At 57.7% G+C, this 25,304-nt stretch carries 20 protein-coding genes, 3 tRNA genes and 1 pseudogene; 13 read left to right on the top strand and 11 right to left on the bottom strand.

The genetic code is table 11. The features are described 5' to 3' along the window. Window positions 1-113 precede the first annotated feature (113 nt). The 13 genes and pseudogenes from GNX18_RS19850 to GNX18_RS08590 all read left to right on the top strand — a co-directional run bounded on the left by GNX18_RS19850 (window position 114) and on the right by GNX18_RS08590 (window position 15,701). A pseudogene (locus tag GNX18_RS19850) lies at window positions 114-445 on the top strand (hypothetical protein). Window positions 446-539: 94 nt separating this feature from the next. Then, on the top strand, window positions 540-767 hold the full coding sequence (locus tag GNX18_RS19615) for a hypothetical protein (RefSeq protein WP_371808103.1): 228 nt from the start codon (window positions 540-542) through the stop codon (window positions 765-767). 92 nt (window positions 768-859) lie between these two features. After that, a complete protein-coding gene (edd, locus tag GNX18_RS08640) occupies window positions 860-2,692 on the top strand; it encodes a phosphogluconate dehydratase (protein WP_138233977.1) in 1,833 nt (610 codons plus the stop codon). A 60-nt stretch (window positions 2,693-2,752) separates the two neighbouring features. Continuing rightward, window positions 2,753-4,210, top strand: a complete 1,458-nt coding sequence (zwf, locus tag GNX18_RS08635; RefSeq protein WP_138233978.1) for a glucose-6-phosphate dehydrogenase — start codon at window positions 2,753-2,755, stop codon at window positions 4,208-4,210. A gap of 48 nt (window positions 4,211-4,258) precedes the next feature. Next, window positions 4,259-4,969 carry a 6-phosphogluconolactonase gene (gene pgl, locus GNX18_RS08630; protein ID WP_166217065.1) on the top strand — a complete coding sequence of 237 codons (711 nt, stop codon included), beginning with the start codon at window positions 4,259-4,261 and terminating at the stop codon, window positions 4,967-4,969. 83 nt (window positions 4,970-5,052) lie between these two features. After that, window positions 5,053-5,682, top strand: a complete 630-nt coding sequence (locus GNX18_RS08625; protein WP_166217062.1) for a bifunctional 4-hydroxy-2-oxoglutarate aldolase/2-dehydro-3-deoxy-phosphogluconate aldolase — start codon at window positions 5,053-5,055, stop codon at window positions 5,680-5,682. A gap of 126 nt (window positions 5,683-5,808) precedes the next feature. Further along, a complete protein-coding gene (gene gap / locus GNX18_RS08620) occupies window positions 5,809-6,822 on the top strand; it encodes a type I glyceraldehyde-3-phosphate dehydrogenase (RefSeq protein WP_138233981.1) in 1,014 nt (337 codons plus the stop codon). A 127-nt stretch (window positions 6,823-6,949) separates the two neighbouring features. Continuing rightward, a complete protein-coding gene (gene pyk / locus GNX18_RS08615) occupies window positions 6,950-8,386 on the top strand; it encodes a pyruvate kinase (protein ID WP_138233982.1) in 1,437 nt (478 codons plus the stop codon). A gap of 366 nt (window positions 8,387-8,752) precedes the next feature. Beyond that, window positions 8,753-11,353, top strand: coding sequence for a TonB-dependent receptor (locus GNX18_RS08610; protein ID WP_166217059.1), 2,601 nt, complete (start codon window positions 8,753-8,755; stop codon window positions 11,351-11,353). 62 nt (window positions 11,354-11,415) lie between these two features. Then, window positions 11,416-12,939 (top strand): tryptophan halogenase family protein, encoded by a 1,524-nt coding sequence (locus GNX18_RS08605; protein ID WP_166217056.1) that lies wholly within the window; start codon window positions 11,416-11,418, stop codon window positions 12,937-12,939. A gap of 67 nt (window positions 12,940-13,006) precedes the next feature. Further along, entirely contained in the window at window positions 13,007-13,711 is a 705-nt protein-coding gene (locus tag GNX18_RS08600) for a DUF6445 family protein (RefSeq protein WP_166217053.1), read from the top strand. Between the two features lie 168 nt (window positions 13,712-13,879). Next, the gene (locus GNX18_RS08595) at window positions 13,880-14,596 is read left to right on the top strand and encodes a SapC family protein (protein WP_138233986.1); all 717 of its coding nucleotides are present in this window, start codon (window positions 13,880-13,882) and stop codon (window positions 14,594-14,596) included. 157 nt (window positions 14,597-14,753) lie between these two features. Beyond that, window positions 14,754-15,701 (top strand): sulfite exporter TauE/SafE family protein, encoded by a 948-nt coding sequence (locus GNX18_RS08590; protein WP_240914315.1) that lies wholly within the window; start codon window positions 14,754-14,756, stop codon window positions 15,699-15,701. Window positions 15,702-15,881: 180 nt separating this feature from the next. Here the strand turns inward: GNX18_RS08590 and GNX18_RS08585 are convergent. The 11 genes from GNX18_RS08585 to GNX18_RS08535 form a co-directional block, all read right to left on the bottom strand. After that, window positions 15,882-15,956 (bottom strand) — tRNA-Gln (locus GNX18_RS08585). Between the two features lie 37 nt (window positions 15,957-15,993). Beyond that, a tRNA-Met gene (locus tag GNX18_RS08580) sits at window positions 15,994-16,070 on the bottom strand. A gap of 117 nt (window positions 16,071-16,187) precedes the next feature. Next, complete coding sequence (locus GNX18_RS08575; RefSeq protein WP_166217047.1) at window positions 16,188-17,102, bottom strand: DMT family transporter; 915 nt, start codon at window positions 17,100-17,102, stop codon at window positions 16,188-16,190. Window positions 17,103-17,225: 123 nt separating this feature from the next. Next, window positions 17,226-18,317 carry a redox-regulated ATPase YchF gene (gene ychF / locus GNX18_RS08570; protein ID WP_166217044.1) on the bottom strand — a complete coding sequence of 364 codons (1,092 nt, stop codon included), beginning with the start codon at window positions 18,315-18,317 and terminating at the stop codon, window positions 17,226-17,228. Between the two features lie 64 nt (window positions 18,318-18,381). Next, a complete protein-coding gene (pth, locus tag GNX18_RS08565; protein WP_138233990.1) occupies window positions 18,382-18,981 on the bottom strand; it encodes an aminoacyl-tRNA hydrolase in 600 nt (199 codons plus the stop codon). A gap of 28 nt (window positions 18,982-19,009) precedes the next feature. Beyond that, window positions 19,010-19,633 carry a 50S ribosomal protein L25/general stress protein Ctc gene (locus GNX18_RS08560; protein ID WP_138233991.1) on the bottom strand — a complete coding sequence of 208 codons (624 nt, stop codon included), beginning with the start codon at window positions 19,631-19,633 and terminating at the stop codon, window positions 19,010-19,012. A gap of 343 nt (window positions 19,634-19,976) precedes the next feature. After that, window positions 19,977-20,921, bottom strand: a complete 945-nt coding sequence (locus GNX18_RS08555) for a ribose-phosphate pyrophosphokinase (protein WP_166217041.1) — start codon at window positions 20,919-20,921, stop codon at window positions 19,977-19,979. A 298-nt stretch (window positions 20,922-21,219) separates the two neighbouring features. Continuing rightward, window positions 21,220-21,294 (bottom strand) — tRNA-Gln (locus tag GNX18_RS08550). A 12-nt stretch (window positions 21,295-21,306) separates the two neighbouring features. Beyond that, entirely contained in the window at window positions 21,307-22,218 is a 912-nt protein-coding gene (gene ispE / locus GNX18_RS08545) for a 4-(cytidine 5'-diphospho)-2-C-methyl-D-erythritol kinase (RefSeq protein WP_166217038.1), read from the bottom strand. A 134-nt stretch (window positions 22,219-22,352) separates the two neighbouring features. Then, complete coding sequence (lolB, locus tag GNX18_RS08540; RefSeq protein ID WP_240914314.1) at window positions 22,353-22,937, bottom strand: lipoprotein insertase outer membrane protein LolB; 585 nt, start codon at window positions 22,935-22,937, stop codon at window positions 22,353-22,355. A 52-nt stretch (window positions 22,938-22,989) separates the two neighbouring features. Further along, window positions 22,990-24,825 carry a tetratricopeptide repeat protein gene (locus GNX18_RS08535; protein WP_240914313.1) on the bottom strand — a complete coding sequence of 612 codons (1,836 nt, stop codon included), beginning with the start codon at window positions 24,823-24,825 and terminating at the stop codon, window positions 22,990-22,992. Between the last annotated feature and the right edge of the window lie 479 nt (window positions 24,826-25,304).

The raw sequence follows: 25,304 nt of genomic DNA, 5'->3' as shown, positions 1-25,304 counted from the left end.
GATGGGTTTGATAGCGCTGTCATCATGTTCATGACTAGTTGGCCGCAGATGCGGCGGCCGCGAGTGCGCGCGCTGAAAAGCACCGGGCACGAATAATCGGTGCCAGTCAGGCTGTGACTGGCAGCGGGTGGATAGACGCCGAGTTGGAGCGCTTGAAAGAGCTTGTAGTTTTACTACATAATGGCGACCTGAGTGGCTACAGTGGCAAATGGATCACCGATGTAGCCAATCTTGGCGCCAGTGGCTCCCATCTCGGGCCACTGACTGCCATTGAAGCGCTGCGTGCCCAGCGGATGGGTGATGTCACAGTGCATTTTGTATCCACGTGGATGGAGCCCAGCTCACGGATGCGCTGGCCGGCCTGGATGCCGGATCCACAGTTTTTATCGTCTCACCCAAGACATTCATCACTGGTGAGACGATGACCAGCGAGCCAAGAGGCTGACGCAAGAAGAAATAAAAAGGCTTACCCCATTCAACGTACACAGGGGTGGAAAGCCAGGTAACACCATACTCTTGAAGGAGTTGAGCCCCGGTCACTGGGAGCGCTAATCACACTCTACGAGCACAAAATTTTCGCCCAGGGTGTGATTCTGCAAATTTATTCCTTTGATCAGTGGGGAGTGGAACTGGGTAAAGGTCTGGGCAACAAATTCGGAGCCAAAACTGGCTTGCGGGGCGTTGGCCGGAGACGACGGCTCCACTGTCCAACTGATCGAATACTACCGCCGGACAAACGGCGCGGTTACGTCCGCGGAGCTGCCTGAAGTAAGGGCGGCTGAGCCTGCTGGAGAACAGGCTTCTCTGCTGTCTTAGCAGGGGCGTATGGCGAGCTGATAAAAAACGAAGAGTTAGACAAATGGCAAACAAATCAGTGGTAAACAGTCAGTTACAGGCGGTTACCGACAGGATCATCCGCCGCAGCGAAGAGACAAGGGCGAGGTACCTGGCTCAGGTTGAGCACGCCCAGGGCAAGGGCCGCGCGCGGCACAAGCTGTCTTGTGGCAACCTCGCGCACGCCATGGCGGCGTCCAGCGATCACGACAAGAACCTCATCGCTTCCGGCCAGGGACCAAACCTGGCCATCATCAATTCCTACAACGACATGCTGTCGGCGCACCAGCCGTACGGTGTCTATCCGGAAATGCTCAAGGCGGAAGCCCTGCGCAATGGCGCAACCGCCCAGGTCGCCGGCGGTGTGCCCGCTATGTGCGACGGCGTCACCCAGGGCCAGCCGGGTATGGAGTTGTCCCTGTTTTCCCGCGATGTGATCGCCATGGCCACGGCCATTTCCCTGTCCCACGATATGTTCGACGGCAGCATGTACCTGGGCATTTGCGACAAGATCGTGCCCGGACTGGTTATCGGAGCGCTGTCGTTCGGCCACTTGCCCGCCATGTTTGTTCCTGCAGGTCCCATGCCAACCGGTCTCGCCAACGCGGAAAAAGTCCGTGTTCGCCAGCTGTATGCGGAAGGTAAAGTCGGACGCAAGGAACTGCTGGAAGCCGAAAGCGCCTCCTATCACAGCGCTGGTACCTGCACTTTCTACGGCACGGCCAACAGCAACCAGATGCTGGTGGAAATCATGGGCCTGCAGCTGCCGGGCAGCTCCTTTGTCAACCCGGGTACCGAACTGCGCGACGCCCTGAACAAGGCGGCGGTAAAACAGCTGGTGCAGATTACAGAGCCCAGCAGCTACACCCCGATTGCGAAAATTCTTACCGAAAAAGCCTTCGTCAACGGCATTGTCGGTCTGCACGCGACCGGTGGCTCTACCAACCACACCATGCACCTGATTGCGATGGCGCGCGCCGCGGGTATTCAGATTACCTGGCAGGACATGGCGGAGCTTTCCGAGATCGTGCCGCTGCTGTGCCACGTGTATCCGAACGGCACAGCCGACATCAACCATTTCGCCGCTGCCGGCGGAATGCAGTTCCTGATCCGCGAACTGTTGGGTGCCGGTCTGTTGCACGGTGATGTGAGCACGGTGCTCGGCGATTCCGGTCTTGAACCCTACACCTACGATCCCTTCCTCAATGAAGACAAGGACGGCGTGGTGTGGCGCCCGACGGCGGAGGAATCCGGCAATCCGGACGTTATCCGCCCAGCCAGCGATCCATTCTCCAGCCACGGTGGCCTGCAATTGCTGCAGGGCAACGTCGGCAACAGCGTGATCAAGGTATCCGCGCTGAAAACCCCGCAGCTGAAAGTTACTGCGCCGGCAGTGGTGTTCAACAGCCAGGACGACATGCTCGCTGCGTTCAAGGCGGGTGAACTGGAAAAAGATTTTGTTGCAGTCGTGCGCTTCCAGGGGCCCCAGGCCAACGGTATGCCGGAGCTGCACAAGCTGACACCGTCGCTCGGCGTGTTGCAGGACCGCGGCTTCAAGGTGGCACTGGTCACTGATGGCCGCATGTCCGGAGCCTCAGGCAAGGTGCCGGCCGCGATCCACCTGTCTCCGGAAGCATTGGAGGGCGGTGTGATTGCGAAAATTCAGGATGGCGACCTCATCGAACTGGATGCGGATGCCGGTGTTCTCAAAGTCCACGTAAGTGATGAAGAGCTGGCGGCGCGACCGTTGGCGGAGTGCGATTTGTCCGGCAATGCCATCGGTATGGGCCGCGACCTGTTCACCAATATGCGCAAGCTCGCGAGCGGCGCGGAAACCGGTGCAAGCATTCTTTTTTAACCGAATTCGGCGGGCAGGGATCAAAGCCTGGGCCCGCGTTACCGTTTGAGAGCAATTGCAATGGCTAATTCATTTGACATGGTACTGTTTGGTGGCGGCGGAGATTTGTCGCTGCGTAAACTGATTCCGGCTCTTTACCGCGCTTTCATCGAAGGTGGCCTGAACAAAGATACGCGTATTCTGCCGGTGGTGCGCCGCCAGGAAGATGCTGATTCCTACATCAAAACCGCCCAGCAGGCGTTGAAAACCCATCTGCGCGATGGCGAGTACAACGAGAAAAGCTGGAAAGAATTCAGCCCTATGCTGCGCGCGGTGTCTCTGGATATTTCCAAGCCGGACGAGCAGTGGGATCTGCTGATTGATCTGCTCGGCAACGATACCTCACGCACGCGCCTGTTTTATCTGGCGATTCCTCCGGCGGTGTTCGGTCCGTGTTGCGAAAATCTCTCCATCAAGGGATTGATCCACGAAAACTCCCGTGTAGTGGTGGAAAAGCCCCTGGGCTACAACGCCAAGACCTCCGACGAAATCAACAGCAAGATTGCCGAGTATTTTCCGGAAGAAAGTATTTTCCGTATCGACCACTATCTGGGTAAAGAAACCGTTCAGAACCTGCTGGCGCTGCGCTTCAGTAACGTGCTGTTTGAACGTCTGTGGGACGCGAAAACCATCGACCACATCCAGATCAGCATTGCGGAAACCGTGGGCCTGGAAGGTCGCGCGGGTTTTTACGACGACACCGGTGCGCTGCGCGACATGGTACAGAACCACTTGTTGCAGCTGTTGTGTTTGATCGCGATGGAATCCCCCAACAGCATGTCCGCGCGCAATATCCGCTCGGAAAAAATCAAAGTGCTGGAAGCGCTGCGTCCGCTGGTGGGTAAGGACGTCGACAAAAATATCGTGCGCGGCCAGTACGTGGCCGGTGGCCTCGGCAAGGAGCTGGTCCCGGGCTATCTGGAAGAGTTGAAGGCGCCAAACAGTACCACCGAAACGTTTGTCGCTATCCGTGCGCATATCGACAACTGGCGCTGGACCGGCGTGCCGTTTTATCTGCGCACCGGCAAACGCATGGAAAAACGCTGTGCGGAAATCGTGATCCAGTACAAAAAGGTTTCTCACAGTGTTTACCAGCCAGAAGCGGGCGAAGTACTTCCGAACCGCTTGGTGATTCGTCTGCAGCCGGAAGAGAGCATCAAGCTGGTGTTGATGGCGAAGAAAATGGACAGCCTCACCATGGAGCTGCAACCGGTGGAGCTGAACCTGTCGCTGTCCGACACCTACGACAGCTTCAAGAGTGACGCCTACAAACGCCTGATGCTGGATGCCGCAGCCAATAATTCCGCGCTGTTTATTCACCGCGAAGAAGTGGCGGCTGCCTGGGCCTGGGTCGACCCGATCATCGATCACTGGCGCGATACCAGCAACCAGCCGCAACTCTACCGCGCAGGTACCTGGGGGCCGCAGGCTTCCAACCACCTGCTGGCGGAAAACGGGCACCACTGGTTCAACCCCTGAACGGGCGTCGGTGGATAACGGTTACGAGTAACAAACGGTCTCAAAGACATGGTCGAAGAAAAATTTTTTGCAGACAGGGAGCGACTCACACTGGCGCTTGCCAATGAATGTGCCGCGGCGCTGCACTCCGGTATCAAGGCCAACGGCCAGGCGACGTTTCTGGTGAGCGGTGGCAGTTCGCCAGAGCCGGTTTACCGGGAGCTGTCACGCCGCCCGCTGCCCTGGCAGCAGGTCAATGTGGCACTGGTGGACGAGCGCTGGGTGGAAAAGGATGAAGCGGGCAGTAATTTCGCGTTTATCACCAACAGCCTTTTGCAGAACGAAGCTGCCAAGGCACCGTGCCTGGGAATGAAAAACGGAGCGGCCACACCGGCGGAGGGTGAGGCGGAGTGCGAGCGTGCATTTCAGGAGTTACCGCGCCCCTTCGATGTGTGTGTACTGGGCATGGGCAACGATGGCCATACCGCATCGTTCTTTCCTTACGCAGAGGGACTCCAGGAAGCTCTGGATCCAAAGTCTGAAAAATTGTGCAAGGCCATCACCGCCAAACAGAGTGCTGTCACCGGCCCGCACACCGAGCGTATGACGCTCACGCTTGCCGCGATTTTGCAGGCGAAAGAAATCAAGTTGCTGATCACCGGAGAAGAAAAGCTCAAGGTCTATCGCCAGGCACTGCTGGGGGATGATGAGAGTGAAATGCCGGTGCGCAGTATTCTCAAGCAGAGACTGAAGCCGGTCACTGTGTATTGGGCTCCCTGATGTTCCGGCCGCCGGCGGCCCCAAAGGGAACTGGCTGAAGAGCCTGTGAATAGTTAGGAAATACAGAGTTTTAGGAATTCGCAATGCAAGAGTCTCTCGTACCCGTATTGGAACAGGCTGGCGTAGTCCCGGTACTGGTTATCGACAACGTCAGCGACGCACTGCCGCTGGCACAGGCGCTGGTTGAAGGTGGCCTTAACGTGCTGGAAGTTACCTTGCGCACCGAAGCCGCACTGGCCGCGGTAGAGGAAATTGCCAAGCACCTGCCGGATGCCCATGTGGGCACCGGTACTGTGCTGAATGCCGCCGATATCCGCCGCTCTGTGGATGCGGGTGCGACTTTCATGGTGAGCCCGGGCGCTACGGAAGCGCTGCTGGATGCCGCCGATGGCGTTGCGGTACCGCTTCTGCCGGGGGCAGCCAACCCGTCGGAAGTCATGCGCTTGCTGGAGCGCGGCTACCGCTACCAGAAGTTCTTCCCGGCAGAGGCCGCCGGTGGTGTGCCGATGCTGAAGTCCATCGGCGGCCCGCTCGCACAGGTGAAGTTCTGCCCCACCGGCGGTGTCAGCCCGGGCAATGCCAAGGATTACCTGTCGCTTTCCAATGTGGTTTGTGTGGGTGGCTCCTGGATGGCTTCATCGAAGCTGGTCGCGGAAAAGAATTGGGCGGAAATTACCCGTCTGGCCAGAGAGGCCGCGCTGCTGAAGGGCTGAATCAAAAACAGGTTTCGGCAAAAAGCGATTTTATTGCGTAGTGAGTACTGCAGCGTGCGGGGGGGAGTACACCCGTCGCTGGAAGACAAAAATTCATAAACTTAAAGACACAGAGGGTGTAGCGATATGAAACTCAGAATTGCTATCAACGGATATGGACGCATCGGCCGCAACGTAACCCGCGCGATCTATGAGTCCGGCTACAACGACCGCATCCAGCTGGTTGCCATCAATGATCTGGCGCCGGTGGAAGCCAATGCGCACCTGACCCGCTTCGACACCGTGCACGGTCGCTTCAATACCGAAGTTTCCGTCGACGGCGAAAACCTGGTTATCGGCGGTGACACCATCAAGGTCTGCCAGGAGCGCAATCCGGCCAACCTGCCGTGGGCGGAGCTGAAGGTAGATCTGGTACTGGAGTGCACCGGTCTGTTCACCGACAAGGCGGCGGCCGCTCAGCACATGCAGGCTGGCGCCAAGGCGGTGCTGATTTCCGCTCCATCCAAAGACGCGGACCTGACCGTGGTTTACGGTGTGAACGACGACAAGCTCACCGCCGAACACAAAGTGGTTTCCAACGCATCCTGCACCACCAACTGCCTGGCACCGGTTGCCAAGGTGTTGAACGATGCGATCGGTATTGAGCGCGGCTTCATGACCACCGTGCACGCCTACACTAACGACCAGAACACCCAGGACGCCGTGCACAAGGATATCTACCGTGCGCGCGCTGCCGCCGACAACATGATCCCCACCAAGACCGGCGCCGCCGCAGCGGTAGGCCTGGTCCTTCCGGAGCTGCAAGGCAAGCTGGACGGCATGGCGGTACGTGTACCGGTGAATAATGTTTCTTTGGTGGACTGCCAGTTCATTGCCAGCCGCGATACCACTGCAGAAGAAATCAACGCGATCATGAACGACGCTGCCGGCACCATCAAAGGTGGCGTACTGTCATTCTGCAACCAGCCGCTGGTATCTGTGGATTTCAACCACACCACCGCGTCCAGCCACTTCGATGCCAACCACACCCGCGTGAACGGCAACCTGGTGAAAGTGATGGCCTGGTACGACAACGAGTGGGGTTTCTCTCACCGTATGCTCGACACCAGCCTGGCGATGGCAAAGGCGCAGGGCCTGTAATTTGAACTGATGGCGAAAATGCTATCTCACCGGATCGGGCGCAATGCCCGCTCCGGTTTTCCTGCTTCGACAGGCAGCCTGCGATAAGAAACGTCTCACATCCCACTCAAAAACAAATACTGCAAATATGATTCGCCATACAAAAATTGTTGCCACACTCGGCCCGGGCACCGACAAGCCGCGTGTAATTGACGAGATTATCCGCGCCGGCGTTAACGTCGTGCGTCTGAACTTTTCCCACGGTAGTGCCGACGATCACCGCAAGCGCGTGTCGGAAGTGCGCCGCGCTGCCGCCGAACAAAACAAGCTGGTAGCTATTCTCGGCGACCTGCAGGGCCCGAAAATCCGTATCGCCCGTTTTGCCGAAGGCAGTATTTTTCTTGAGAACAATGCCGAGTTCACCCTCGACGCCGACTGTCCCAAAGAGGGCGGTAACCAGCAGCGGGTTGGGGTGGACTACCCATCTCTGATCGCCGATTGCAAGCCCGGTAATATCCTGCTGCTGGATGATGGCAAAATCCGCCTGGAAGTGACCGGTGGCACCAACAGTAAATTGTTCTGCCGTGTGCTGCAGGGCGGCAAGCTGTCCAACAACAAAGGTATTAACCTTTTGGGGGGCGGTCTTTCTGCACCGGCGCTGACGGAAAAAGACTACGAAGACATCAAGCTCGCTGCTGAGCTGGAAGTGGATTTCCTTGCAGTGAGCTTCCCGCGCAGTGGCGAAGACCTGGAAATCGCGCGCAGGGCAATGCGTGAAGCCGGCAGCAACGCCGCCATCGTCGCCAAGGTCGAGCGCGCCGAGGCCGTTGAGAACGATGAGCAGATGGACGACATCGTACTCGCGTCAGATGTCATCATGGTGGCTCGCGGCGACCTGGGTGTGGAGATTGGTGATGCGGCACTGGTTGGTGTACAGAAAAAGCTGATCAACCGCGCCAATGCCCTGAACCGCGGCGTGATCACCGCCACCCAGATGATGGAATCCATGATCACCAACCCGACGCCGACCCGCGCGGAAGTGATGGACGTGGCCAATGCGGTGCTGGATGGCACAGACGCGGTCATGCTGTCAGCCGAAACCGCCGCCGGCGATTTCCCGGTAGCCGCGGTGGAGTCTATGGCGCAGATCGTGGTGGGTGCGGAGCAATATCTGGGTACCACCAACCGCCCGGCGCCCGCGCGTTCCGGTTCGGAAAGCATCGACACCGTAATCGCCCAGGCCGCCATCGAATCCGCTGCGCGCGTGGAGAACCTGTGTGCGGTTGCGGCGCTGACCGAGTCCGGTCGCACCCCGCGGATTATGTCCCGCGCCACTACCCAGCTGCCGATCTATGCCCTGACTCGCCATCCACAAGTAGCGCGCCAGCTGGTGCTGTTGCGCGGCGTCGAGCCCATCGAGTTCGACCCGGCATCCGTACCCCTCGGCCACCTGACCGATGCCATTACCGAGGTTCTCGGTTCCCGTATTGAGCTCAAGAAAGGCCAGCGCATCCTGATCACCCAGGGCGAGCGCCTGAATATGGGGGGCGGCACCAGCTCCATGCGGATCAAGGAAATTGAGTAATCCTCGACGCATGTGAATGGAATCCGGTACTCCTGGCCTGCGCTGGGAGTGCCGCATGTGCTGGCCAGGACTCCGTTTTCGACGAGACCAGTCGCTGATCATTTTTTGTTCTTTAAGGCGCTGAATGCCAGCGTGCATCCTCTTTGATCTGTCAGTTAAGACAGGTTTCTTGCGTGATTACCGGTAAACTCGCCGGATATTTCCACATTTCCGCTGTAGCTTTTTCCCGACATTGTGTGTATTGTCGGTCGTGAGAATGACAGCGCTATCATAGGTTTGAATGACAGCGCTATCATTTGGCGGTACAAGGTGAATAAAAAGTTTCTAACCAAACCTTTATATCTATAAAAAAGGAAGGGGAAATCGATGCTTAAGCGCAACAAACTCGCTCTCTCGATCACTGCGGCTGTACTCGGCGGCAGCCTTGCGGCTCCGCTGGCAATTGCCCAGGAGCAGGCTCTCGAAGAAATTTCCGTTACTGGTATTCGCGGAGCTCTGCAAGACGCTGTAAATATCAAACGCGATGCGACCGACCTGGTCGATGCGGTATCCGCAGAAGATGTTGGTAAGTTTCCGGACTCCGATGTTGGTGAAGCTCTGGGTCGCATCCCGGGTGTGACCGTTGGTCGCGCATTCGGCCAGGGTGCTTCTGTTTCCATCCGCGGTGCTGCACCTACCATGACCCTGACTCAGCTGAATGGGCAGAATGTTGCTTCTACCGGCTGGTTCGACAATATTCCTGTTGACCGCAGCTTCAACTATTCTCTGCTGCCTGCTGAACTCATCGGCGGCATTGAGGTGTATAAGTCCTCTCGTGCCGATCTGAATGAGGGTGGCATCGGCGGTACCGTTATCGTCAAAACCCGCAAGCCTCTGGATATGGATGCCAATACGGCTTGGATTGGCACTACAGCCCGTGTAGGTACCATCAGTGACGACGTAGCTCCAGAAGTTTCCGGTTTGTACAGCTGGAAAAACGACGAAGAAACCTTCGGCGTGTTGGTTGCTGCAGCGAAAGAAGACCGTGAATACGTGCGCCGCGGTACCGAGTCTGACTACCGCTGGTCTGGCGACGTTGCGCCTACCACCTTCCTGCAGGACCAGGAGCGCACCGCACTGGATCTGACCCTGCAATATGCTCCAACCGAGCAATTGTCTTTCACCCTGCACGCCATGTCTCTGGAAATGCAGGCGGACAACACCAACACTAGCCTGTATCTGTTCTCCCTGGCTGGTGACAACGTAACGTGTCATTCTGAAAATGCTGCAGGTCTGTGCACCTCCAGCACTACTGAAAACTCTACCGTCGCCAACAAAACCTTTAATCAGACGTGGGGCCGCAAGTCCTCCATGAGCTCTGATACCTTCGATTTCAACACGGAGTACGAAGGCGAAGGTTTCCGCTTGAGCGCGAATGTTGGTTCCACCAAAGCTGACGGTGGTACCGATCTGACCACTAACTTCTCCCATTTCACCGATGACATGTCCTTGTGGCAGGGTTCTATCGATGCGACAGGTAAAGAGATCGTAATTAATCCGACTCTGGATCCGAGTCTTACTCTCGACAACTACGCCGAAATGGTCAACCCGGAAGGTTGGGCCGTTGCCAGCGGCCCGGTTGAAGATGAAGAAACCTACGCGCAGCTGGACCTCGAATTCGATCTGAGTGTCGGTATGCTGACGGCGTTCAAAACTGGCGTGCGCTGGACCGACCACGACGTCAACCGCAGCAAGCTCCGTGGTGTCGTTACCCCGGAAATGATCGCGGCCTCTAAGGTCTACAGCGGTCTGTTCGAAGTCGGTCAGCATGGCTTTACCGCACCCAAGCCCAACCTGGATGCCATGGTGGCGGTGACCCGTGACAGCATCGACCGCTGGGTTGAGGAACGTGCAGGCTACTCCGCTCTGAACGAGGAAAATACTGCGCTCTACGGTATGTTTGAGTTCGAATCCGGCGCCCTGAGCGGTAACTTCGGCCTGCGTTACATCTCTACCGATGCCTCCCGTACCCAGTACGACCTGGATGGCACCGAAGCGAAAGACGGTGAGATTGCTGCGAACATCGGTTACGCATACTCCACGTCGACTTACAGTGCGGACTACAGCGATGTATTGCCGAGCGCGTCCGTCAAGTACGAACTGTCTGAAGACTGGGTTCTGCGCGCGTCTGCGTCTCAAACCATCAGCCGTCCTAATTACGACGATATGCTGGTGACCTACAGCGGCTTCGCCGATGATCGCACTGACAACCAGACGCAGCGTTTCGGTAGCGAAGGTCTGCAGCCGATGAAATCCACCAACGCCGATATCGCGCTGGAGTACTACTACGGCGACGGCAACCTGGTGTCCGCAACTTACTTCGTTAAGTCCATTGACGATTTCGTGACTTCCGAAATCCTGATCAATCAGCAGATAGGCCTTGCGGATCCGAAGGGTGGTGACAACTGGGCCGTGGAAACCCTTAAGAATGCCGGTGGTGCCGACATCCAGGGTATCGAGCTGCAGATCCAGCACGCATTCGACAATGGCTTCGGTGTGGCTGCCAACTACACCTACACCGATGCGGACGCGCCGAGCGAAGCCTTTATGGACCAGTTGCCGCTGTTCACCGAGTCTTCCGAACACGCATACAACCTGGTGGGTTACTGGGAGAACGATACCTTCTCCGCGCGCGCGGCGTACAACTTCCGTTCCGAGTATCTGATTCGTGACGGTGGTTACTGGTACGGTAACCGTATGCACGATGACTACGGCTCCCTGGACCTGAGCTTCTACTGGTATGCTACCGACAATCTGGACGTTACTTTCGAGGCGATCAACGTGCTCGAAGAAGACGACATTCAGTACGGCGCTGCAAGTGCAGATAGCTCTGCGACCGGGATGAAGGCTCCTCTGCAGGAAGGTTTCCCTGCCTGGTCTTTCGCTGGCGAAGCAGTGTACCAGTTGGGTGCAAGCTACAAGTTCTAAGAGCCTGAACTAAGAAAAGCCCAGCTTCGTGCTGGGCTTTTTTTTGGCTGGAGATAAGCCCTATGAAAATAAGAAAAATAGCAATAGTTGGCGGCGGTACCGCGGGTTGGATGGCGGCGAATCATTTGGGCGTTGAGTTGGCCAGTGATCCGGACATTGAGATCACGGTCATCGAATCCCAAGACGTTCCGGCGATAGGCGTGGGGGAGGGGACAGTCCCGAGAATCAAGGAGACTCTCGATCGGTTTGGCATCTCGGAAGTTGCCATGCTGGCCAATTGCGATACCACTTTCAAAACCGGAATCAAGTTCTCAAATTGGATGTCTGCAGAATCCGGGCATGACTTTTACTACCACCCTTTCAGCGCGCCCTTCCCGCAAGGATTCGATGTTACGGACCACTGGCTATCGCAAAACTCAGGCCTCTGTTTTTCCACCCTGTCTGAATCCTATCCGTTATCCGAGCAGGATCGCTGCCCCAAACGGAAATCCTCTCCGCCCTACACCGGCGCCGTGGATTATGCCTATCACTTCAACGCCGGGAAGTTCTCGGAACTGATCGCAGAGAATGCAAGACGGCGGTTTGGTGTTATCCATAAATTTGCAACAGTGAAAGATGTTGTACTCCGTGAAGATGGCGAAATCGGCTCGCTGGTCTTTAGCGATGGAAACTCAGAGGAGTTTGATTTTTACCTGGACTGTAGCGGATTCAGCGCTGTGTTATTGGGGGCGGCACTAAAGACGCCATTTGAGGACAAATCGGACCGAATTCTCACGGATTCTGCGCTTGTGCTTCAGGAGCCGACTGCGGAAGATGCGGCTATTCACCCGTACACCACCGCGCATGCACACAAGGCCGGGTGGATCTGGGATATCCCGCTGACAAACCGGCGAGGCCTCGGATGCGTGTATGCCAGTAAATATATGTCTGATGTGGAGGCACTTGGTGAACTTTCTGAGTATGTCGGGCGATCATTGAATTCTGGCGATGTTCGAAAAATACCTATGAAAATAGGGTTTAGGGAAAATTTCTGGCGGAAAAACTGCGTGGCTTTCGGTTTGGCTCAAGGATTTGTAGAGCCGCTTGAGGCCACCTCCATTCTGGTTACGGATTTTTCCGCCAACCTGCTGGCCAAACGATTCCCCCGTACCAGGGGGGATATTCCGCGGTTGTCCGAGTATTGCAACAAGATCGTGCGCTATACCTGGGAGCGGGTAATTGATTTCGTTCAGTTGCACTACTGTATTTCTGACCGCCGAGACTCTCAGTTTTGGGTAGACTGTACCGAGGGGGCAAAGTTGTCTGAAGAACTTGCTGACCGCCTGGGTCGTTGGTCAATAGCCACACCAAAAAGTCTTGATTTTTTCAGTGCGTTTGACATTTTTGGGGTGGAAAACTATTTGTACGTTCTTTATGGAATGAAATATTCGACCAGGGCGATTTCACTCAGTGAAACGGAGCATCGGAGAGCTGCTGAAATTGTCGAAACGGCCAACCGGCATGCCGAAAAGCTGGCGGCGGAGCTTATGCCTCAGCGAGTTTGGTTGACAGAGTTGCAGAAGCAGCTGACGCGTGTAGGCATGTAAAAGATACCGCACTGTGAGGGGCGAGGTAGCCGAAAGTGATTTGGATTGAGTATGGAGTTCGGTTAAATTGAACACTCAAGTACTGAGCGTTGGTGAAGAAAAAAATACGGTTGTCGTCATTGATGACTTTCTTGACGCTCCCGAAAACCTGGTGGTGTTTGCGAGCCAGGCGAGTTTTGCGCCCTGGCCGATGGCTGCTGAGCGAAAGGGATATCCGGGTGTGCGGGCGGCCGCGCCTGAGCATCATGGGGCGAGGATGATGGAGCGCCTGGATAGTGTGATTCGCCGGCACTTTTCGGTGCCCGCTAGCCACGAATTGAAGATTCATCAGGAAACGTTAAATTTGATTACTGTTCCTGAAGCGGAGCTTGGGCCGCTGCAGAGGGCTCCTCATTTTGATACCAGCGCTCCGGGACTTTATGCAGTGCTGCTGTATCTGTGTGACGAAAGTCACGGCGGCACCGGTTTTTACCGCCATAAAAGCACAGGTTACGAGACTATCTCACCCCAGCGGGTAGAGCATTACCTCGATTGTTGCTACATCGAGTTCAACAAGTATCGTCGTCCCCAAAAGTATTGCCTGGACTCCGATGACCTTTTTACCAGGGTGGGTTTTGTTCCGGCCAGGTTTAACCGGCTTGTCATATACCGGGGCAACACGTTACATAGTGCCAATATTCTCAACGAAAAAAGTATCAGCTTTGACCCGGTAGAAGGGCGCCTGACGGCAAACCTGTTTGTCAGCTATGAGGACACAACGGCTACCCCTTAGTCTTGGCGCCGTCTAATATATGCCGCTCTGCGGTTTTGAGAGCCGGCGGCTGCATGAGTTGCTGGCAAACTGGGCCGGTCTGGTGTAACTTTCTGCTTCCCTTTCTAAGTATAAAAAATATACTAAGCCGGGTTTTTAGAATAACTTCCAATTTAGATAAGGTGTTGTATGGCCACTGTAGAAGCCCCGAAAATCGTCCCTCTGCGCAGTGACGTTCACGGTAAGTTGAAAGTTCGTGAATTGGGGACCTTTGAGCACGTCAAGAATGCACACATGCTGCCGGTTACTGCTCATGAATTCTCCCGCCTGGGTGCAGAATACCCGATTGTTTTTGTCAAGAATTCCGAAACCGACCAGTTCCAGTCCGTTGCTCTCCTCGGCCTGAAAGTGGGCGAAAACCTGTTTGTTGACGGCGAAAAATGGAAAGGTGTCTTTGTTCCGGGTGCTGTGCGCAATCATCCTTTCGTGCTGGCACCGGCGGGTGAGAACAAAGAGCGCCTGATGGTTGGTCTGATCGAGAACAGCCCGGTTGTCGGCGAGGAAGAGGGCAATGCCCTGTTCACCGAATCCGGAGAGGAGTCTGAGTACCTGAAGGCCAAGAAAGAGTCCCTGGTCGGGTATCTGGAAAGCGACCAGATGACCAGGGCGTTCATCACCATCCTGGCCGAGAAAGATCTGCTGACCACCCAGAATGTTGCGATCAATGCGGGCAGCGAAAAAATCAATCTGACCGGCATTTACATGGTGGACGAGAAGAAACTGGCTGAAATGAGCGAAGAGGACTTCGCGGATTTCCGCAAGCGTGGCTTCCTGGCACCGCTGTATGCGCAGCTGGGCTCCATGCACCAGTTCTCCCGTCTGGCCAAAATGCAGGCGGACGCCTGATACCCCTGTTTCTCTCTGATACCTCAGGGCTCCGTGTCTGGAGCCCTGATTTCCTTTCGAGTTCTGTCCAATGTCTCTGCTCAAGCGATTAGCAGCCTGGCTTGTTTTCCTCGGTTTGTTCTATACAGCCTGGCTGCTTTTGGTATTTGGTGGGGGTATGTGGTCTGTGGTGGTCGACCACTGGCCTATGGCGCTGTCCATGGCGATCGGCAGCTACGCCGCCGGCTCTACCCCCATGGGTGGGGGAACCGTCGGTTTCCCGGTTCTGGTTTTGCTGTTCGACATGCCAGCCAGTCTGGGCAGGGATTTCAGCTTTGCTGTTCAGTCGATCGGCATGGTCAGTGCCAGTATCTTTATCCTCTGCCGTCGTCAGCCTCTCGCCTGGAGCATGTTGCGTGGGGCTATGCTCGGTGCGGTACTGGGCACCCCTCTTGGCATTCTGTTCCTCTCGCCGTTGATACCGGAACTCTGGATAAAGTTGGCGTTTGCGGTCATCTGGGGCAGCTTCGGGGTATTGCACTTGTATCGGCTGCAGGAGATTACCTCTCATTCCGAACTTGGCGCGGGAGCGTCTGCCAGGGAGTTTCGTCTTGGCCTGTTGGCGGGTTTCTGTGCGGGAGGGATGGCGGCGGCCATTACCGGTGTTGGCATCGACATGGTTGTCTATGCGTTGCTGGTGCTGCTATTCCGGGTGGACCTCAAGGTGGCAATTCCCACTTCCGTGATCATCATGGCGTTTACTTCCCTGGTAGGTGTAGCGGTTAAAAGTCTGACGGGGACCTGGCAGCCGGGCGTGCTCGGAAACTGGCTCGCGGCTGCGCCGGTAGTTGCCCTTGGTGCGCCGCTTGGCGTTTTTGTGGTGGGACTGATCGGCCGCAAACCCACGCTGCTGGTGGTGGCGATCCTATGCATCGGCCAGTATCTGTGGACGGGTTACACCGAGCGCGACACGCTGGGCTTCACCGGGATGATGGTATTCATTGGAGCAGTGCTGGTTTGTCTGTTGGGATTTGAGTGGTTGCGAAGCAGGGGGAATGTCGGTTCTACCGCGACTGACGATGTTTCCAGATCTCCCGTTGTGCCGCTGGGGCGGTCTGCGGTCTGAATCCGGTCTACTCAGGAATCAATAAAAAAGGCGATCCCGCAAAGGATCGCCTTTTTATATGGTTGGGGCGGAGGGATTAGCTTCGCCTATGGCTCGCTAGTCTCCGCTGGCTTTGCCAGCTCCGGCTCGAACCTGTCAGGGTGCTCTGCTTTCGCCAAGCTCATTGCCACACTGAAAATATGGCTGGGGCGGAAGGATTCGAACCTTCGCATGACGGGATCAAAACCCGCTGCCTTACCGCTTGGCTACGCCCCAGTAAAGATACTGCGAGAGCTTTCTCGCAGGAAGAAAGTGGTAGCAAGGGCGAGACTTGAACTCGCGACCTCAGCATTATGAGTGCTGCGCTCTAACCAGCTGAGCTACCTTGCCACAAACAAACTCGGCTAACCGAGGGCGCGAATAATAGGGGGCTCGCGCGGGCCTGTCAACACTATTTTTGCTAAATTAATCAGTAGCTTAGCTCGCCCTCGTTTTCCGGCGGCGCAGTTAGCGGCCGCGTCCGATGGCGGCCAGCAGAGAGCCGATGACCACGGTAAATGCGCCAATCCAGCTGATCCAGTTCATGGGTTCCACTTCGATGTATCCCGGCCACAGGGCGCCGATAAGGCTGCTGAGGGCCAGGGTCATCAGCGGTACCAGCGCCAGAGTGGCGCTGACCCGAGAAGCCTCCCAAGAGGCCATGGCCTTGGCGAAGGCGCCGTAGGCAATCAGGGTGTTGGCTGTGAGGAACAGCAGCAATGCCCAGCCCAGCGGGGGTAATGACAGCGCCAGCGCCGGCTTGGCCACAGGCAGGAAACACAGGGTGCCCGCGAGATAGATCAGTATCAGCAGGTTGTGGGGCCGGGATTCAGCCACGATCTTTTTCTGGAACAGACCGTACACCGCCCAGGTTACCGCCGCGATCACCACCAGCCCCACTCCAAACAGGTATTCCCTGTTCTCACCCTGCACCAGCTCCGTCAGGCGCAGGTTAAAGAACAGTGCCAGCCCGATACACACCATGCTCACGCCTACCCACTGGCGTGGGGAAAAGCGCTCGCCGAGCCATATCACACTGAATGTCAGCAACAGCAAGGGCGCCAGCTGGATCAGTACCTGCAGTGCGCCGGGGGTAATGTAGTTGAGGCCGGTGGCGTAGGCGATGTAATTTCCCAGCAGGCCGCCTACCGCCAGCAGCGTATACGGCAGCAGTTTTCCGCGAAAGAGGTTGCCCAACTCCAGCTCCCGTCTCCACCCGTACCAGAGGCCGGCGAATATGGCGGCACCGAAGAAGCGGTACCAGGTGATGGTGGTGGAATCCATGTCGGCGATCAGGCCTTTCATGGCGATGGGCAGCAGAGCCCACAGGAAGGCGGTGGTCAGTGCCAGCGGCAGGCCGACTTTCCAGTTGGATTGGTACATGGCAACCTGTGGTGTTGTTGCGAAAGGTACTGCGGGTGGCAGTGTGGTATTTGCGGGGTTCTTGTGGAACCCCGCAAATATGGTCCGGATTCTGGCTGGAGGTGTAGGGGTGGGATTGCGGGATCAGACGTTGAAGCGGAAGTGCACCACGTCGCCGTCAACCACCACATACTCCTTGCCTTCAAGGCGCCATTTGCCGGCCTCTTTGGCTCCGGCTTCGCCCTTGTGGGCGACGAAATCGTTGTAGCTGATCACCTCTGCGCGGATGAACCCCTTTTCGAAATCCGTGTGAATCTTGCCTGCCGCCTGAGGTGCGGTGGCACCCTGGGGAATGGTCCATGCGCGCACTTCTTTTACGCCGGCGGTGAAGTAGGTGTGCAGGCCGAGCAACTGGTAACCGGCGCGGATCACCCGGTTCAGGCCCGGCTCTTCCATGCCGAGCCCTTCCAGGAATTCCAGTTTTTCATCGTCGTCAAGCTCGGCGATTTCGGATTCCAGTTTGTTGCAGATGGGTACCAGTACGGCGTTTTCTTCCGCGGCGATGGCGGCTACGGCATCCAGGTGCGGGTTGTTCTCGAAGCCGTCTTCGTCCACGTTGGCGATATACATGGTGGGTTTGATGGTAAGCAGGCTCAGCTCGCGCAGGTCCGTCAGTTCGTCGGTGTCCAGGCCGAATGAGCGCAGGGGCTTGGCTTCGTTCAGGTGTGGCTGGATCTTCTCCAGTAGCACCTTCATGCGGATGGCGTGTTTATCCTGGCCCTTGGCCGCGCGGCTGTAGCGCTGTAGAGCCTTCTCTACGGTGTCGAGGTCCGCCAGGGCCAGCTCGGTATTGATCACCTCGATATCCGCTACCGGATGCACGCGGTTGGCCACGTGGATCACGTTGTCGTTTTCGAAGCAGCGCACTACGTGGGCAATAGCGTCGGTCTCGCGGATGTTGGCGAGAAATTTGTTGCCGAGGCCTTCACCCTTGGAAGCGCCGGCCACCAGGCCGGCGATATCTGTGAACTCCATGGTGGTGGGGATCACTTTCTGTGGCTTCACGATCTCCGCCAGCTTGTCGAGGCGCGGGTCCGGTACCGGCACGATGCCTGCGTTGGGCTCTATGGTGCAGAAAGGGAAGTTTTCCGCGTCAATACCCGCTTTGGTCAGGGCATTGAACAGGGTAGATTTGCCCACATTGGGCAGGCCGACGATACCGCAAGTGAAACCCATGGTCGTAATCCTGTTGGTGTGGCGGAAGCGCTGGTGACGCAACGCCGTCTAATTTGGAAAGCCGTTATTTGGCGCTGGTGTGCAGTGTTTTCATCGCGCCGTTCCAGTCGCCCTGGACGGCGGCGGGCATGACATCCACCGCGCGGTCGATGGCTTCGGCCAGTTGGTCCTGCTCGGTGCGAGGGGCGCGCTGCAGCACATAATTAGCAACATCGCGGGCGTTGCCGGGGTGGTCTATGCCGAGGCGCAGGCGCATGAACTCCCGGTTGTTGCCGAGGGCGGCGATAATATCGCGCAGGCCGTTGTGCCCCCCGTGGCCACCGCCGTGCTTCAATCGTGCGACGCCGCAGGGCAGGTCCAGCTCATCGTGAGCAACCAGGATAGCCGCGGCGGGGATCTTGAAGAAATTCGCCAGTGGGCCCACTGCCTGGCCACTGCGATTCATGTAGGTGGTGGGAATCAACAGGCGGATTTCCTGCCCGCCGATCCGCACGCGGCCAGAGAGGCCGTGATATTTGCTGTCTGGCGCGAGCTGGGCACCGTGAATACGGGCCAGCTCGGCGACAAAGTCGGCCCCGGCGTTGTGTCGTGTCCGGTCGTACTCGGGGCCTGGGTTGCCCAGGCCCACAATCAACTGGATGGGCGTGTCCGGAGCCTTGCTCAAGGTACTGTTACCTTAAATTGCCGACGGATTACTCGCCGGACTCTTCGCCTTCGGCAGCCTCGGCTTCGATAGCGCCGCGCGGCTTGTGCACGGAGGCAACAACCAGGTCGTGGTCAGCACCGTGGGACAGGTCCACAGACTCAACGCCAGCCGGCAGCTTGATGTCGGAAATGTGGATGTTGCCGTCCAGCTCCAGGTTGGCCAGGTCTACTTCAATGAACTCGGGCAGCTTGGAGGCCGGTGCACTGATTTCCAGCTCGGTCAGGGTGTGGGAGACGATACCGCCGGCTTTAACGCCTTTGCACTTGTCTTCGTTCAGGAAGTGAACAGGCACTTTCACGTGAACTTTGGTGTCGGCGGAAACGCGCTGGAAGTCGGCGTGCAGCAGGATGGCTTTGGCCGGGTGACGCTGCAGATCGCGCAGGATCACAGTTTCGTCCTTGCCATCAATGTTCAGGGTCAGAACGGAGGAGTAAACCGCTTCGTTTTCCAGGGCCTTGAACATATCTTTCTGCAGCAGGGCAATGTTTTGCGGCTCGGCTTTGCCACCGTAAACGATGGCCGGAACTTTCGCTTCCTCGCGACGCAGGCGGCGGCTCGCACCTTTCCCTTCGTCGCTGCGGACGCTGGCATTCAGTTTGAAATCAGACATGGGATAAACCTCGGGTTGTCTGTCCAGAAGGCCCTGCGACCGGAACCCTCTGGGATTGCTATAAAATGGGCAAAAGCTATTGAATCGCCCAATAGTAAACGCCCGGCGGTGCCGGGCGGGCGCGTATTCTAAGGGGAAGTCCCGGGGAATGCCAGAGGTAATGGGGTGAGGCAAATATCGCGTAGGAGCCTGCTTGCAGGCGAATAGGAATTTTTTCGCAAGCAGCCATCCATGGGGCCAGGTCCGGCCCGGCCGTCCGTGGCCGGGCGCCCATGAGAGCAGCGAGCAGTGCTCGCTATACGCTCTCCAGGGCCCTGCAAGCAGGCTCCTACAGAGGGTTGGCTTATGAGCGGAACATGGCCGACAGGGACTCTTCGTTGCTGATGCGGCGCATGGTTTCAGCCAGCATGGCCGACAGGGTCAGCTGGCGGATCTTCGGAGCCTTTTCCATCTTGTCGCCCAGCGGGATGGAGTCGGTGACCACCAGCTCATCCAGTACGGAATTGTTCAGGTTGTCGATGGCTTTGCCGGAAAGTACCGGGTGCGTACAGTAAGCCACTACCTTCATGGCGCCGTGATCTTTCAGGGCGTTGGCCGCATTGCACAGGGTGCCTGCGGTATCCACCATGTCGTCCACCAGCAGGCAGGTGCGGCCGCTGACTTCGCCAATGATGTTCATCACCTCGGCCACGTTTGCCGCCGGCCGGCGCTTGTCGATGATCGCCAGGTCGCAGCCCAGGCTCTTCGCTACCGCGCGCGCGCGCACAACACCGCCAATGTCCGGCGAAACCACCACCAGGTTTTCGTACTTCTGACGCTCGATATCGTCCAGCAGCACGGAAGAGCCGTAGACATTGTCTACGGGGACGTCAAAGAAGCCCTGAATTTGTTCCGCGTGCAGGTCGACGGTCAGAACGCGATCGATGCCCACGCTCACCATCATATCGGCGACCACTTTGGCGGAGATGGGTACTCGCTGGGAGCGAACGCGGCGGTCCTGGCGGGCGTAGCCGAAGTAGGGTACCACCGCGGTAATGCGGCCTGCTGACGCGCGGCGCAGCGCGTCAACCAGCAGGATCAGCTCCATCAGGTTGCGGTTCGTGGGCTGGCAGGTGGACTGCACCACGAACACATCGCGGCCGCGCACATTGTCGGTGATCTCTACCGCGATCTCGCCGTCGGAGAAGCGCTTGACCACCGCCTCCCCCAGCGGAATCGCCATATGGTCAACAATCTTTTGTGCCAGTTCCGGGTTTGCGTTGCCGGTGAAGACCATCAAGTCAGCCACTGCGAGTACCTTTTTCGTTGGTAAGTAGAAGATAGTAGTGAAATTCAGGTGAGTTGCGGAGCGAGAATTGCTTGCAGAATAGTGTGATGCCGGTTCATTGGGCGACCATGGGTGCAAGGGTGTAGGTGTGGGCTTTCGCCTAAAGTTAACTCGGGAGGTGCCGAGCGCTCCGCTAGCGGGCCAAGGAGGGCCCGCCCGCAAACCAGTGCAGCTGGTTTGTCGGGAGCTTATCGCGGACATGTGCCGCGGTAAGCGTCTTTTCAGCAATTCAGGGATGAATTGATGAAAACTTAAAAAGTGGCTGGGGCGGAAGGATTCGAACCTTCGCATGACGGGATCAAAACCCGCTGCCTTACCGCTTGGCTACGCCCCAGCAATGTTGCACTCAGTCAGCCTGGACTGCTGCTGCAAACTTCGCGAGTTGCCTGTGTGTGGGTGATTCATTTACACCCCTGGCAACAAAACCTCTGAGCCCTGCAGGTCGTTTGGCAAACGCGTGTTGTGCGCTCGCTTCCGAATCAAAGCCGGCAAACACACAGGCGCCGGTTCCTGTCAGAAATGCCTGCCCGAACTGCGCAAGCCATTCTCTGGCCAGTCGAACTTTCGGGTAGAGGCTCTCGACCAGTGGCTGAAAATCATTGCCCGCATATTCATCGAGCCAGTGTGTGTTCAGCCGCCTGTCGCGAAGGGCCGCTAATGTAATTGCGGCGGAATCTCTTGTCAAACGTGGATCGGAAAATAACGCACCAGTGCTCACGTGACAGTCAGGCGTCAGCACCAGATACCAGCGGGGAGTGATGGACACCGGGGTAAGTTGCTCGCCAACACCCTCGGCGAAGGCGGAATACCCGCGCACGAACACTGGCACATCGGCACCCAGATGTCGGCCAAGTTCCGCGAGTGTGTCGATATCGAGGCCGCAGCGCCAGACTGCATTCAGCCCGAGCAGGGTTGTCGCTGCATCGCTGCTGCCGCCACCCACGCCGCCCCCCGCCGGCAGGATTTTTTTTACCGAAATGCGCACCCCCGGCGCGCCGTTGCCGTGAGCCTGCTTGATCAGCAGCGCTGCACGGTAAATCAGGTTGTGTTCCGGGGCGACATCTACGCCAGGGCAGTCCAGAACGATGGTGTCGGAATCGGTGGAGGAAAAGGTCAGCGTGTCGCCGTAGTCCAGCAGTTGAAATACCGTTTGCAGCTCGTGATAACCATCGGTCCGACGGCCGAGAATTCGCAGCATCAGATTAAGTTTGGCGGGTGCGGTCAGTGTCAGGGCTGGCGATGCGGTGCGGGCGTTCATATTGTCGGTAGCGGGCGCCTGGGCTGCGAAAACGGGCCGCTATGGTAGCAGCCCGCCGGGACAGCGAATACCGACAAGGCGGCACCGGGGATGACGTAACGGGCTAAGATGGGGCTACAAGCGTCGCGGGAGCCTCACTTTGGCTCCCACTCCTTGATCACCACGGTCACACTGACCGGTCCTGCGGCCTGGTTGGTGGCGGCCTTAATGCGGGTGGGAAGCTGGTAGGGGCCCACGGACTGGTAACCGCCAAAATCCAGTTGCCATCCAGCCTGCTGTAGTCTCAACAGCTGGCCCTGGGCGTTTCTCTGCTCACCGCTGACCGCGCCAGGTGCGACAAGGCCGCGCACCCAGTAAAACATTTCCGACACCGGCAGCGGCCAGCCCATGATTTCTTCCGTCAGTTGTGCCGGATTAGAGGCAAACACTGCCGGATCGTTACCGCGCTGCAGACTGACGCCAGTGGGAGATCCACTGATCATTGTGGCGCCGGCACCCAGTGGGCCGCTGAGATGAATGCGGTAGTTGCCGCTGGCCTGTTGCCAGGTGAGGTTGGCGCTGCCATTTTCCTTCGGCGAGCGCACACCGAGTTTGCCTTTGGCTTCCCAGCGTTGCAGTGCCGCAGCGGATTGCGTCTGCGCGGTTTGGGCGGGCGGCTGTTGTGGCTGCGGTTTTTGCGCGCTGCATGCCGCCAGCAACAGCAATAGCAGCGCGGCCATCAGCCTTTGTGCGCATTGCGTCGGTGTAAAAAATTGGGGCAGAGAGAGAACTTCAGCTTTCCGTAACATGCTGTTCCAGTCTTTGTTGATCCTGCAGCCGTTGCATGGCCTCTGGAATAAGTTTGCTTTCCGGGTTCAGTTGCAATCCCTGCTCCCATACCTGCATCGCCTGCTGGCGTTCGCCCAGCGCCCACAGGGCTTCCCCCAGGTGGGCGGCGATTTCGTGATCCTGGAGCATTGCCAGGGCCTTTTGCAGGTATTTCACTGCCTCGCGGTGGTTGCCGAGGCGGTGATGAGCCCAGCCCATACTGTCGATTATGGCCGGGTCGTCCGGGCTCAGGTCCAGCGCTTTGGTAATCAATACCAGCGCTTCGTCGAGACGGTCGTCGTAGGAAAGCAGTTTGTAACCCAACGTGTTCAGGAGGTTCGCATTATCCGGGTCGCGGGACAACAATTTGCGCAGACCCAGTTCAAAGTTTTCAAGATCGCCGAGCTGTTCGCTGGTCATGGCGTGGGCGTAGATCAGGCGGTTGCTGTCTTCGTTGGCTTTGATGGCTTCCGCAAGCAGTGATTGCGCTTCCTTAAGGTAGCCGTGCTTGGTAAAGAGTTCTGTCTGCAGCAGGTAAAACTGTTCCTGCTGTCCCGTGTGGCGTTGGCGCAGTTCCTCGAACCACTCGTGGGCTTCGGTGAGGTTGCCATTGCCGGTCAGCAGCTCGGTACCCTGCGTGATGGCCTGTACATAGTCACCGCCGGGGCGGACCATGCGGTAATGGGTGACCGCCTGTTTGGTGTCGCCACTGTGTTTGGCGATTCCCGCGAGATAGAAATGCGCTGCGGATTCGTGCTCTTGAAGCGTCAGCAGTTTCTCAAGCAGGGGTTTGGCCTGGTCGTACTGTTTGGTTTCATACTGGATCAGCGCCAGAGACAGCATCAGGTTGCCGTCGTTGGGGCGTTGCTTTACCAGTTCGATGAACTGTTGCTGGGCGAGCTCCAGGTCGTCGCGTATCAGAAGGCGCGCATATTGCAGACGCAGGCGGCTCTCTTTGGGATAGAGAGCGACGAGGTTTTCCAGTAGTTTGCGCGCCTCTTTTTCGCGCCCCATATCTATAAGGATGTGTGACTCCAGTAGCGGGGCATCCAGCAGCGACGGGTCCCGTTCCTGTACCTGGCGAGTGACACGCAGGGCTTCTTCGTGTTTTTTGTTGGCTCGTAACAGCATCGCGAGTGCGAGAGATGCTTCTGTGTTTTCCGGATATTTTTGTGAGAGACGCAGGAACTCCGGCAGCACTTTCGCCGCCAGCTCCTCGTTGTCGACAGCGGTGGCGGCGACAGACTGCAGTGGTGCATCGCCGCCCAGTTCCAATGCGCGCTCCGCGTGGTGCAGGGCGTTGTCCAGTTCACCGGCCAGGGTCAATTCGGCAGTGGCCACGAGCTGGGCTTCCGGGTTGTCCGGTTCCAGCTCTACCCACAGCTGTGCCGAGCGCAGCGCGGCGCGGCGGGCGTTCAGAAAGCGTGCGATGCGGGTGGCGCGTGCGGCGACACCCGCATCCTTGGTGTGTTCAGCCTGGAAGTAGTAATTGGCGAGCGCCAGATCATACTGCTCGCGGTTACCCGCCACTTCCGCCACCAACAGGGTGTAAAAGGTTTCGATGGGGAAAGGCTTGACGTTATCTTCCGGTGTTTCGTCGCCCGCCTGCGCTGTCGCCGCAGCGGTATCGCCACTCCGCGTTTCTCGCCTTTCGCGGTCGTGACTGGTGTCGCGGTTGTCGGCGCCCTGCTCGAAGGCAATGGGTGCGTCCACGGCGCCCGGCTGCGGCGGCTGTTGGGCGCAGGCGCACAGCACCGCAACAGAGATCGCCGCCGCCAGCTGCTGGCTGTGCCGTTGCATCCGGTGTGGATATACAGACCGGAGAGGCTGTCCGCTTCCCGCATTCGTACCTGGGGTGCGGGTGGGGCACAACACGTGCGCAGGCCTGCTGGAGAAAAGAGCTGCAAAGAAAAGCTGCATAGAAACGTGTCCGTACGTTCGCGCCGTCCATCTGCCAACCTTGGGCGTAGTTACCAGCGGTGGATCCGGGCCGCTGGGCGAAGGTGTGGCGGCGTTGCTGGCGCCAGGCCTGTCCGGGTGATGGGGCGTCTGTTGGCGTATTTTTCCGGGTTATCGCCGTATAATTCTAGTTCCCAATTCAGCCCCTGTTGGCCGCCGCCTGGCCCCACCGGCAAAGTCAGCACCTATTTAAACCCCAGTGCGTCGAATCGCGGTGCGGAGCGGTGTGCCGAAGCACAAAAAGGAATGGGCGACAGCCAACGCGGCCTTCTGCGCCTCGACGCAACCCGTTTTGCCCGCGGCACTGGCGGAAACTGGCT

Source organism: Microbulbifer sp. SH-1 (genome assembly GCF_011326135.1).
Lineage (GTDB): Bacteria > Pseudomonadota > Gammaproteobacteria > Pseudomonadales > Cellvibrionaceae > Microbulbifer > Microbulbifer harenosus.
This window is presented reverse-complemented; position numbering and strand designations above follow the sequence as displayed.

Coding starts and splice junctions, on each gene's coding strand:
- pgl (WP_166217065.1), top strand. CDS start 4,259: ATGGTCGAAGAAAAATTTTTTGCAGACAGGGAGCGACTCACACTGGCG.
- lolB (WP_240914314.1), bottom strand. CDS start 22,937: ATGGCCGCGCTGCTATTGCTGTTGCTGGCGGCATGCAGCGCGCAAAAA.
- edd (WP_138233977.1), top strand. CDS start 860: ATGGCAAACAAATCAGTGGTAAACAGTCAGTTACAGGCGGTTACCGAC.
- ychF (WP_166217044.1), bottom strand. CDS start 18,317: ATGGGTTTCACTTGCGGTATCGTCGGCCTGCCCAATGTGGGCAAATCT.
- GNX18_RS08560 (WP_138233991.1), bottom strand. CDS start 19,633: ATGTCTGATTTCAAACTGAATGCCAGCGTCCGCAGCGACGAAGGGAAA.
- gap (WP_138233981.1), top strand. CDS start 5,809: ATGAAACTCAGAATTGCTATCAACGGATATGGACGCATCGGCCGCAAC.
- pyk (WP_138233982.1), top strand. CDS start 6,950: ATGATTCGCCATACAAAAATTGTTGCCACACTCGGCCCGGGCACCGAC.
- GNX18_RS08575 (WP_166217047.1), bottom strand. CDS start 17,102: ATGTACCAATCCAACTGGAAAGTCGGCCTGCCGCTGGCACTGACCACC.
- ispE (WP_166217038.1), bottom strand. CDS start 22,218: ATGAACGCCCGCACCGCATCGCCAGCCCTGACACTGACCGCACCCGCC.
- GNX18_RS08610 (WP_166217059.1), top strand. CDS start 8,753: ATGCTTAAGCGCAACAAACTCGCTCTCTCGATCACTGCGGCTGTACTC.
- zwf (WP_138233978.1), top strand. CDS start 2,753: ATGGCTAATTCATTTGACATGGTACTGTTTGGTGGCGGCGGAGATTTG.
- GNX18_RS08605 (WP_166217056.1), top strand. CDS start 11,416: ATGAAAATAAGAAAAATAGCAATAGTTGGCGGCGGTACCGCGGGTTGG.
- GNX18_RS08625 (WP_166217062.1), top strand. CDS start 5,053: ATGCAAGAGTCTCTCGTACCCGTATTGGAACAGGCTGGCGTAGTCCCG.
- GNX18_RS08535 (WP_240914313.1), bottom strand. CDS start 24,825: ATGCAACGGCACAGCCAGCAGCTGGCGGCGGCGATCTCTGTTGCGGTG.
- GNX18_RS08595 (WP_138233986.1), top strand. CDS start 13,880: ATGGCCACTGTAGAAGCCCCGAAAATCGTCCCTCTGCGCAGTGACGTT.
- GNX18_RS08590 (WP_240914315.1), top strand. CDS start 14,754: ATGTGGTCTGTGGTGGTCGACCACTGGCCTATGGCGCTGTCCATGGCG.